At 69.0% G+C, this 400-nt stretch carries 1 protein-coding gene and 1 pseudogene; both read left to right on the forward strand.

Annotation, left to right across the window (positions count from 1 at the left end; translation table 11 throughout):
- On the forward strand, nt 1-172 hold a 172-nt coding region (locus AC1DM5_RS36610; RefSeq protein ID WP_477976978.1), incomplete at its 5' end, for a DUF1206 domain-containing protein.
- Nucleotides 173-205: 33 nt separating this feature from the next.
- A pseudogene (locus AC1DM5_RS36615) lies at nt 206-400 on the forward strand (hypothetical protein); the annotation flags it as partial.

Below are 400 nucleotides of genomic sequence, written 5' to 3' on the forward strand. Positions count from 1 at the left end.
GGAATGGGCCGGCCGTCTCGGCTACGCGGCGCGCGGGGTCGTCTATCTCGGCCTGGGTGCGATCGTCCTGATGGCCGCCGTCGATCTGACGCCGCGGGCGAGCGGCGCCAAGGCCATGCTGGCGGCTTGGGCCGACTGGCCGCTTGGCCTGGTGATCGTCGGTCTGGTTTAACTAGGCCTGCTGGGCTTTGCGATCTGGCGCGGCTTGCAGGCCGTCTTCGACGCTGATGGCCATGGCGTCTCGCCCAAGGCTATCGCCGTGCGTGTCGGACAAGCCGTCAGCGCACTGATCTATGGCGGACTTGGGCTCTGGGGCCTTGAGCTGCTCGATGCCTTCGAGGATGTCGGTGAGGCCGACGAGGAACAGGCCGCCCACGGCGCGGCCGCCGCCGTCCTGAAC

This window comes from Rhizobium sp. 01T437 (assembly GCF_056398505.1).